At 35.5% G+C, this 9,232-nt stretch carries 8 protein-coding genes, 5 tRNA genes and 1 pseudogene; 2 read left to right on the forward strand and 12 right to left on the reverse strand.

Annotated elements, in window-relative coordinates; translation table 11 throughout:
• Positions 1 to 306: 306 nt before the first annotated feature.
• Positions 307 to 2,715 (forward strand): SEC10/PgrA surface exclusion domain-containing protein, encoded by a 2,409-nt coding sequence (locus AKK44_RS07985; protein WP_054279253.1) that lies wholly within the window; start codon positions 307 to 309, stop codon positions 2,713 to 2,715.
• A gap of 307 nt (positions 2,716 to 3,022) precedes the next feature.
• On the opposite strand, the gene AKK44_RS07990 is transcribed toward AKK44_RS07985, so the two are convergent.
• From AKK44_RS07990 to AKK44_RS08020, 7 genes are all read right to left on the reverse strand, one after another.
• A complete protein-coding gene (locus AKK44_RS07990) occupies positions 3,023 to 3,226 on the reverse strand; it encodes a cold-shock protein (RefSeq protein ID WP_037595375.1) in 204 nt (67 codons plus the stop codon).
• 273 nt (positions 3,227 to 3,499) lie between these two features.
• On the reverse strand, positions 3,500 to 4,309 hold the full coding sequence (locus AKK44_RS07995; protein WP_037595373.1) for a metal ABC transporter permease: 810 nt from the start codon (positions 4,307 to 4,309) through the stop codon (positions 3,500 to 3,502).
• Positions 4,302 to 5,015 carry a metal ABC transporter ATP-binding protein gene (locus AKK44_RS08000; RefSeq protein ID WP_037595372.1) on the reverse strand — a complete coding sequence of 238 codons (714 nt, stop codon included), beginning with the start codon at positions 5,013 to 5,015 and terminating at the stop codon, positions 4,302 to 4,304. Before AKK44_RS08000 ends, AKK44_RS07995 begins: the two co-directional genes overlap by 8 nt.
• A gap of 3 nt (positions 5,016 to 5,018) precedes the next feature.
• Positions 5,019 to 5,462 carry a zinc-dependent MarR family transcriptional regulator gene (locus tag AKK44_RS08005; protein WP_054279254.1) on the reverse strand — a complete coding sequence of 148 codons (444 nt, stop codon included), beginning with the start codon at positions 5,460 to 5,462 and terminating at the stop codon, positions 5,019 to 5,021.
• Between the two features lie 68 nt (positions 5,463 to 5,530).
• Positions 5,531 to 6,382: a 4-(cytidine 5'-diphospho)-2-C-methyl-D-erythritol kinase gene (gene ispE / locus AKK44_RS08010; RefSeq protein ID WP_054279255.1), complete on the reverse strand. Its 852-nt coding sequence runs from the start codon at positions 6,380 to 6,382 to the stop codon at positions 5,531 to 5,533.
• Between the two features lie 332 nt (positions 6,383 to 6,714).
• Positions 6,715 to 7,257: a hypothetical protein gene (locus AKK44_RS08015; protein ID WP_054279256.1), complete on the reverse strand. Its 543-nt coding sequence runs from the start codon at positions 7,255 to 7,257 to the stop codon at positions 6,715 to 6,717.
• A gap of 500 nt (positions 7,258 to 7,757) precedes the next feature.
• Positions 7,758 to 8,201 carry a MepB family protein gene (locus AKK44_RS08020; protein WP_054279257.1) on the reverse strand — a complete coding sequence of 148 codons (444 nt, stop codon included), beginning with the start codon at positions 8,199 to 8,201 and terminating at the stop codon, positions 7,758 to 7,760.
• A 208-nt stretch (positions 8,202 to 8,409) separates the two neighbouring features.
• On the opposite strand from AKK44_RS08020, the pseudogene AKK44_RS08795 reads away from it, so the two are divergent.
• Positions 8,410 to 8,643: pseudogene (locus tag AKK44_RS08795) on the forward strand (RNA polymerase sigma factor); the annotation flags it as partial.
• A 130-nt stretch (positions 8,644 to 8,773) separates the two neighbouring features.
• On the opposite strand, the gene AKK44_RS08025 reads toward AKK44_RS08795, so the two are convergent.
• The 5 genes from AKK44_RS08025 to AKK44_RS08045 all read right to left on the reverse strand — a co-directional run bounded on the left by AKK44_RS08025 (position 8,774) and on the right by AKK44_RS08045 (position 9,196).
• Positions 8,774 to 8,857 (reverse strand) — tRNA-Leu (locus AKK44_RS08025).
• A gap of 18 nt (positions 8,858 to 8,875) precedes the next feature.
• A tRNA-Gln gene (locus AKK44_RS08030) sits at positions 8,876 to 8,947 on the reverse strand.
• A gap of 8 nt (positions 8,948 to 8,955) precedes the next feature.
• Positions 8,956 to 9,028, reverse strand: a tRNA-His gene (locus AKK44_RS08035).
• A gap of 10 nt (positions 9,029 to 9,038) precedes the next feature.
• Positions 9,039 to 9,109, reverse strand: a tRNA-Trp gene (locus AKK44_RS08040).
• Between the two features lie 6 nt (positions 9,110 to 9,115).
• Positions 9,116 to 9,196, reverse strand: a tRNA-Tyr gene (locus AKK44_RS08045).
• Positions 9,197 to 9,232 lie beyond the last annotated feature (36 nt).

Genomic DNA, 9,232 nt, shown 5'->3' on the forward strand with positions numbered 1-9,232 from the left:
CTTTTACTCGGAAAACTTAATTACAACCTTAGTATAACATGCCCTAAGGCATAAGTAAACAGAAAAGCTTTCTTTTATGAAAATAAGTTAATATTTTCTGCAAATTACATTAAAACACACTATTTATTCTGATTCTCTGACAATGTTTTAATCGTGTCAATCAAAAAAACTTCTTCAAGTCTAGCAAAAGCTAAAAAGCATCAAAAATTTTATATTATAATTTTTTAAAAATAAGCACCTAGTCATATTATGACTAGGTGATTTTATATAATAAGACAAAAGAAATAAGGAGTAAAAAAATCAACTATGAATTCCAATAAATTTTCTAAAGTCACACTTGCTTCAGCTGCTGCTTTCGCGGTAACGGGTTCTGCATTCACAGTAAACGCTGATGGTGTAAAAAACCTAGCACCCGCTAATCAAGCAACTGAAACTGTTGCAGTTGAAAATACACAACTTAATCAAGCAAATGAAAACGTTGCTGTTGCTGAAAAAGAAGTTACTGAAACTAAAGCTGAATACGATAAAGCACTTGAAACTGAAAAAGCATCAACTGAAAACGTTGAGAAAGCTAATGAAGCAGTTATCATTGCCACAGAAGCAACTGAGCGTTCTCAAAAAGAAACACGGGCTCTACTTGCTGAAAAACAAGCTCAAACTGCAAATCTTGAAAAAGTCGTACAAGAAACACAAGTTGTAGAAAACGATGCTAAACAAGAACTTGCTACAATTGAAGCAGAAGTAAAACCTGCAACTCAAAAAGTTGAAACAGCAGAACAAAATGTTGTTGCAGCTCAAAAAGATGTCGCTGAAAAAACTGAAAACGTAAATGATGCTCAAGCTAAAGTGACTCAAACTGCTAAACAAGTCACAGTTGCAAATGAAAATGTTTCTAAAGCTGAAAAAGAAGTTAAAGATGCAAGCAAAACATCTGCTAAAGTCGATGAAAAACAAATCTCTGTGGCTGAAGGCAAAGTAAAAGACATTCAATCAAAACTTGACAACGCTAAATCTGAAAAAGACTCAGCTGAAAAAAACGTGAATTCAATTCAATCTGAAATTGTTGCACAAGGTCAAAATCAAACATCTGAAAACGTAAAAGATGATACATTTAAAATGGATGTAAATTCTTCTACACTTAAAAAAGTCTTTGAAGCAGTTCAAAAACCAGACTCGAACCCAGTAGTTGACGAGATTAGCAACTTTCTCTTTGATAAACTTGATGATTATATTGAAGACCTTGAAGATAAAGGTGAAGATAAAATTATAATTGACATTAACAATATGACTGATCAAGAGTTTTTACGATTAAGTAAGTTTGCTGAAAATTCGTTAAATTCTATTCGTGAAGAATTCGAAAACGTTTTAGATGGTCAAAAAACACTTCCACGTGTCAAAGTTTCACCACAATCAATTAAAGCTTCTCTTGAATACGATAAATTTTTGAAAGAAAACTACCCACAAGGTAACAAAGGTCACGTTCTTGATGCCGCTCGCTCTCAAATTAATAACGCGTTGATTAAAAGTTTATCGAGTGAAACCTTAGGTCAAGGGTTTACTAATTCTTCTACCACCAATTTAGCTGAGTTAAAAACAGATATCGTTTCTACAATTCTCGGTATGATTGTACGTGACTCACAACATGCAAACGGTCACGCACAAATCATGTTAGGTATCTTCGAAAATGGTCAAGTCCAAGACATGGTATTTACTCTACAACGTTTTAATAGCGGTTTACACCAACACTTGTTCGCTTTCACACCTTCACACAATAACGTGGAAACTAAAGCTTCATTCAAGCAAAGTAAAGCTGCTCACAACATTGGCGAATTGAAAGCTAAACTCTCTGTAGCTCAAGCTAAACTTGCTGAATTAAAAGCTGCTAATGCTTCACAAATGGGTGCTCAAAAAGCTATTGATGCTGCAAATGCTAAGCTTGCTAAAGCTAAAGCTGCACAAGTTGAAGCTCAAAAAGCACATGCCTCAACACAAGAAACTCTTAAACAAGCTAAAGTTGCTCAAGCGACTGCAAATAACGCACTCTTAAAAGCTAGACAAACACTTGTTGCTGTAACAAACGAAAATAAAGCAAAACTTGACAAGTTAGAAGCAGCTAAAGGTAAATACGACGTAGCTCATAAAGCTCTAGTACAAGCTCAAGACGCTCTTAGCAAACATAAAGCTGAAATTGCTGGCAATGGTGATGCAACACTTGCACTTGAAAACGCTAAATCACAGCTACAAGTTGCTCAAAAAGCTCTTAACGTTGCTAAACAAAATGTGATGACAACTAAAAAAGCATACGATGCCGCTAAAGCAAAACTCAACGTTGCTAAAGCTGAACTTGCTAAACAACAAGCTGCAGAAGATGCTAAAAAAGCTGTTGATGAGATTGTCAAGCCTGATACTAAACTACCTGAAGTAAGCACTCCTGAAATCAAGATTCCTGAAACTAAAACGCCAAAAGTAAATACTCCTCAAATTAAAACTCCTGAAACTAAAAAGCGTCAACTCAAAATGTCTGTCACTAAAGCTTCAGATATTGTTAAGCTTGATGCTAAAACACCTGTACATAGTCGAATGGAACGTAACCATCAATTACCAAAAACAGGGGTTAAAGAAAGTGCCCTACTACAATTACTAGGACTAGTCTCTTTGATGGGAGTCGGAGCATCAGTTGCAGCAAGCTCAAAAACTAAAAAAAAGAATAACTGATGCATCACATAACAATGACAAAAAGCTGTTTGAATAGCCTCAAACAGCTTTTTTTGTGGGCTAACAGGCATAAATAATTCTTTGTTTACTGCTAACTCACTGTACTTAAGGGATGTGATCACAGATGTTTCCTTATGGTTGTCCGACTACTATCTAATAGCGTAAAATAAGCAGTCTTTATCATTAAAAATAGCGATTCCTTCAACAATATCACAAATTTTAAATCAAAAAACACACTGATTATAGTGTGTTTTTTTAGTTACAGCAATAAAAAAACTCAGATGCTTAGCATCTGAGTTTTTTGTGATTAGGCGTTTTTAGTAATATTTGTCGCTTGAAGGCCACGTTGACCTTGCTCAATATTAAAGCTAACTTTTTGGCCATCATCCAACGATTTAAAACCGTCTGTTTGGATTTCTGAAAAGTGAGCAAAAACATCTGCGCCATCTTCTTGTGAAATAAAGCCGAAGCCTTTTTCTGCGTTAAACCATTTTACTGTACCTTGTGTCATATAGGGTATACCTCTTTATATTTATTTGCAAAAAACTTCAAAGAGATAAAACATAGAATGAACTGATACTTTTACTCGGAAAACTTATTTACAACCTTAGTATAACATTCCCTAAGGCATAAGTAAAGAGAAAAACCCACTTTTATTAAAATAAATAATGTTTTGTCGTTATTTTCGAAAAATTTCTACTTTTTAAACACTTTTTTGATGATTTCTTCTCTCTTTCAGAGATTCCATCAAAAAAATCAGGAGACTTCTCCTGATTAGTAGATTTTATTTTTTTCGTACTAAAGAAAGCAGATTGACTAACAAAAAAATACTAATGAAAATCAAAGTGATGGTTGCACTAGCCGGAGTTTCCCAATAATAAGATAGGAAAATACCTGAAAACATGCCAATAAACCCAATAATAATACCAATAACAATAACGGACTTAAAATTGGTCCCCAACCTCATTGCAATGCTGGCCGGTAAAACCATAATCGTCGACACCAATAAGGCACCTGCTGCTGGAATAGACAAAGCAATCGCAACACCTGTCACAATATTAAACAGAACAGACATCAAACGAACTGGCAAGCCGTCGACATAAGCAGTGTCCTCATCAAAGGTTAAAATATACATCGGTCGAATGAATAACGTCGTTAAAATCACGATAATCAAGGCAATGACAAAAAGTGCAATCACTTGTTGGCTACTGATGGTTATGATAGACCCAAAAAGGTATTGCTCCAAGCTCATTCCTGAAGAACTTGACGATTTACTCATCAAAATCAGGGAAATGGCCAAACCAAGTGACATCAGAATAGCTGTAGAAATTTCCATATAGTGCTTATAAACCACTCTAAGGTACTCTAACAAAATAGCAGCTAGCACCACAACTATAATGGTTGTGATTGTTGGAGATACCCCTAAGACCACACCAAAGGCAACACCGGCCAAGGACACGTGACTTAGAGTGTCACTCATTAAACTCTGACGACGAAGAATCAAAAAAATTCCTAAAATTGGTGCAAAAATACTAATCGCAATAACTGCTAATACTGCCCTTTGCATAAAGTCATAGGATAAAATATCAAGCATGATTACCTCCCACATCATCAGCATCTAACTCATGAACATTAAAACAACGCCATGGAAGGTCTTTGTTTCTCACAAGGTGAATATTGCGATCTGCATAATCTTTGACTTCTTCAGGGTCATGTGTGATCATTAATACCGATTTTCCATGCTTGTGGGCGCTATGATTCATCAATTCATAAAACGTATCCGTCGTTCCACTATCCATACCGGTTGTCGGCTCGTCTAGAACAAAAATATCAGGATCCGAAGCAAACATCCGTGCAATAACCACACGTTGCTTTTGCCCACCCGACAAACTACCTATAGACTTGTGGCGACTCTCCCACATGCCGACAGATTCCAAACTCGCTTGGATATGTTCTTCGTCGTGCTTGTCCAAGCGTCTGAACCAACCACTCCTTGGATAACGGCCTGACCTGACAAACTCATAAACAGTTGATGGAAAACCAGCATTGAAACTAGCTACTTGCTGAGGCAAGTATGCTATTCTTAACTTCTTACCATCTTTGTTAGTCTTTGAAATGAAAACCTGTCCCACTTTAGGCGTTAAAATCCCTAAGGTGGCTTTGATTAAGGTAGACTTGGCTGCACCATTTTCCCCAGTTAATGTGACAAATTCCCCACTATCCAAATGATAGTTAACACCCTCTAAAACAGGATCACTTTCATACTGAAAAGAGAGATTCTTCACTGTTATGTATCTCATGTATTACCCTTCTAACTCCTCCGCAAAAACGGTTAAAAATGTTTCAATAACCTTTTGCTCTTCTTCAGAAAAATGTTGCAGCAAACGGCTATAAACATTCAAGGTTTCATCATGGTGATGCGTATGCTCTTCAGCTATTGGTCTTGCCAATTCTGTCAATTCAAAATAGGTTACTCGAGCATCAACAAGATCCTTGGTTCCTGCCAGCATATCATGTTTGATTAGGCTTTTTACCGCCTTAGTTACAGCTGCTTGACTGATATTTAACTTCTTAGCCAAATCAGTATTGGTTAACTTTTCTTGTGACAAGAGCATCAAGATGTGTTCTTGTGTATTGGTTAATTTAACATCACTTTGACAAGCACCAAATAATAACTCGTGCTGATTCTCCGCTTTTAATAAAATTTGATTGACCAAATGATCAATTTTTTTCTCTAAAGTCCCCATTACTACCCTCTTTCATTAACCAGTTAATTATAACATGACAAGCCCGAAGAAGCAACTGTAGTCAAGGACTACAGCGTTCTAACCTTATAAACTTCTCGACAAAATCCTTTTAAACTATTCACAACACGATTAGCTTGCTTTTCTGTTTGGCATAAGGCAAAAACCGTTGGACCACTTCCTGTCATCAAAGCAGCATCTGCCCCTGATTGGACCATCTTATCCTTTATTTTTTGAATCAATGGACGCTTAGCAATCGAAACATCCTCCAAAGAATTCCCCATAGCTGATAACAAAGCCTTGTAATCATTTGATTCAATAGCAGTGACCAAGCAATCAATAGGGACTCTAGAAATCGTCTCACACTCAACATCTGAAAAAATCGTTGGGGTAGAAATCCCAAATTCTGGTTTCACTAGCACAACCCAAGAGGACAAGTTTCCATCAATCTGGCGAACCACTTCACCTCTACCTGTCACTTGTGCACATCCTCCAAACAAGCAATAAGGAACATCGCTACCGACTTGCATTCCAATATTAATCATTTGCTGCCTCGTTAACCCTAAATTCCATAAGGTGTCCAAAGCCCTAATGGTTGCAGCAGCATCACTAGAGCCACCGCCCAGACCAGCACAAACTGGTATCCGTTTATCCAAAAAAATAGAGACACCACTATTGATTGAAAATTGCTCTTTGATTAATCGAGCAACTTTATACACATCGTTTTTATGATTGACAGGCATTTTGGGACAGTTTGATGACAAACGAATGACATCTTCACTTAGGTGATCTACTGTGACATAGTCACATAAATCGACACTCATCATGACCATAGATAGCTCATGATACCCATCCAAACGCTTCCCTCCGATATCCAGACCAAGGTTGATTTTTGCAGGAGCTCTTTCAATGATTGTCTTCATAAATACTCCTTAAAGATATTATAATATATACACAAACATCATGAAAAATTCAAATAAATTATACCATCAAGCAGCTAAGGCAGTCCTAGACCAATACCAAAATAAACTAGATTACCACTCCAATCCGACAGCGATAAACTATTTTATACAACTTAAAAGATTAGCAGAAAAAAAGACAACATCAATAACCTTGTCCTTTAATATTACTCGCAAAAATTACTGTTTCTAAGATTCTCCTAAACCAAGGTAATCACTTAATCCTTGACCAGAAATATCAATACCCCTATCTAATGTTAATAGTTTTCGTATGAACCAATACCTTTTTCGATAAGTTAGTGTGTTGGTCCCAAAATTAATAGTAAGCAAAATACAAAAAATATTAGGATAAAAGCACTAAGGTAGATGATACGACCTATTGGATGTTTGGGATTTATAGCTATCCCAAGGTTCCTAACTTCCGAAAATTTTTTTGAATCTTGAAATTTAGCAACTTCAAATTTATATCCAGCAACCATCATACAAAAGATTGAAAGACATAGTAAACAAGCTACTATCTTTTGAGTTTTAAGTGAAAAATCATCACCAAAGCTAAGCATTATCCCCATTATAATTAGTTCACAAATAAGAAAAGTAAAAAATAGGATTAGTAGAATCTTAGTATCGCTATCTTGTTTATGTTTAAAAACATTATTACATCTTTTTTTATTCACATATCTATGGTAACAGTAGTAATTTCCTAAGGCAAGTATAATTAACAAACCTACTAATCCGATCAGAGTCGTCAAATAATCAATATTCGTATAAGTGCAGACAATAGCCCATGCAATAAAGCCTGTTGACATTATATAATTGAAAATTCTTATTTTTTTCGACATCATATGCCTCCTTACCATATTTTCGCAGTCATTATACAATTTCTTTTTAGTTTTTTCAATAAAAATTAATTAGTTTATCTGATAATAAAATATTTCTATTGTTCTAGGAACAAAGTCATTATAATCAGAGATGATATCCAAATGCCTCTAAAAATATATATAGAATTGTAAAGAGTTCAAAGTAATAAAATCTATTTTGGATAGACTATAACTGATCTACGATAAACAATACTAGAAAATCTTGATACACAAGACCTTAGCTAAACTTCAATATACCAACGACTGGAGTCGTATTAACACGTCCGTGGTATGTTTGTGGTTTTTTGTTGACGGTGTAAAACCTACTATAAAAAACTATCCATGAAGAAAAAGTTCTGATTAAGCTAGCAATCATAGGCAGAGCAGAAGATTGAAAGAGAAAAAAATGCTTCACCTATCTTATAACCACTCATCTAATACTGCCTACATAATTTTTCTATGTCAAAATATTGTAAATATATTTAGTTCTCAACTTTACCACTTCGAAAATATTCTAATTGCCATTTTTGTGTTGACTGAGCTGTTTTATTTAAGTTTTTACACCACGGCGGATAAAAACGCATGGCCATTTTCCCTTTACAATCTCTTGTAGAGAGGATTCCTTTATTAATTGCTTTCTCTTTGGGGAAAATAAACAGTCCACTGTTACAACTATCCGCAACAACAATAACAAGTTCATCTCCCAAGTCTTCATAAGTATAAGGAGCATTCTTGCCACATTGATCTTTTTTCCAAAAAACCGTAAAATACCCTTCTTTTTTGGAAGTTCTCTTTGCTAAACGACACCTTATGTATTTTTGCTCTTCTTTTGTCTTCATAAGGAGCCCTTCATAGTCTTCATTCCATTTTTCTTCAATGAAATCAAAATCATCATAAAACTCATGAAGGATATTAATAATTTTCAACATTATTTACCTTTCTTCTGATTTTCTTTCAATATCACGTTTTTGAACCTCAGCATACTTGAAATTTTCATACCCCAATCATTTTCAAAATTTTTCCAAAAAGCAAAACCACACCAAAAACTTCAATAATTTGTTCAATTTCAAAAATACACTATTTTACTTATAAGTACTAATCAACGGCTAGTAGAACTATGTTAACAGAAAAAATATCATAAATAAAATAATAGCTTATCTTATTAAATCTGGTGTTAATCCTAGCCAAGCACAAGATGTTACTCAAGACGTCTTTTTACAAATATTAGAATCTGAACCTTCCCTACCATTTGATAAAATAAAAACCTGGATATATCGGACTGCAATTAGGAGATATGTTGATCTTTATCGAAGAGATAAACGCTATTACGAAATTTTGCAAAAAGAATTTTTTACTAAAAATAATCTGACTATATTTTAGATAAAGAATAACTATCAATCTAAAAAGAAAGCTAAATTTTCTTCAGTAATTTTTAGCAACTTTGACCGAAAATAATCAAACAAAAAGACAAGGTTTAAAAACCTTGTCTTTTTAAGTATACCGGCGGCCGGGGTCGAACCGGCACGTCCGTGAGGACACTGGATTTTGAGTCCAGCGCGTCTGCCAATTCCGCCACGCCGGCATTAAAAATTAATTTAAACTGGGGTAGCTGGATTCGAACCAACGCATGAGGGAGTCAAAGTCCCTTGCCTTACCGCTTGGCTATACCCCAATAAAATAGGCGAATGATGGGAATCGAACCCACGAATGTCAGAGCCACAATCTGATGTGTTAACCACTTCACCACACCCGCCATATTCCAACACGGGCAGTAGGAATCGAACCCACACTGAAGGTTTTGGAGACCTTAGTTCTACCTTTAAACTATGCCCGTTAAGGATGGAAAGAGAGGGATTCGAACCCCCGAACCCGAAGGAGCGGATTTACAGTCCGCCGCGTTTAGCCTCTTCGCTATCTTTCCAAGTAATATTAAATTTTAATGGCGCGAGACGGAATC

Source organism: Streptococcus phocae, from assembly GCF_001302265.1.
GTDB classification, from domain to species: domain Bacteria; phylum Bacillota; class Bacilli; order Lactobacillales; family Streptococcaceae; genus Streptococcus; species Streptococcus phocae.

What these genes read in the sequence shown, in the direction of transcription:
- ispE (WP_054279255.1), bottom strand. Translation starts at nt 6,382, where the DNA reads ATGAAGACAATCATTGAAAGAGCTCCTGCAAAAATCAACCTTGGTCTG.
- AKK44_RS08005 (WP_054279254.1), bottom strand. Translation starts at nt 5,462, where the DNA reads ATGGGGACTTTAGAGAAAAAAATTGATCATTTGGTCAATCAAATTTTA.
- AKK44_RS07985 (WP_054279253.1), top strand. Translation starts at nt 307, where the DNA reads ATGAATTCCAATAAATTTTCTAAAGTCACACTTGCTTCAGCTGCTGCT.
- AKK44_RS07995 (WP_037595373.1), bottom strand. Translation starts at nt 4,309, where the DNA reads ATGCTTGATATTTTATCCTATGACTTTATGCAAAGGGCAGTATTAGCA.
- AKK44_RS07990 (WP_037595375.1), bottom strand. Translation starts at nt 3,226, where the DNA reads ATGACACAAGGTACAGTAAAATGGTTTAACGCAGAAAAAGGCTTCGGC.
- AKK44_RS08000 (WP_037595372.1), bottom strand. Translation starts at nt 5,015, where the DNA reads ATGAGATACATAACAGTGAAGAATCTCTCTTTTCAGTATGAAAGTGAT.
- AKK44_RS08015 (WP_054279256.1), bottom strand. Translation starts at nt 7,257, where the DNA reads ATGTCGAAAAAAATAAGAATTTTCAATTATATAATGTCAACAGGCTTT.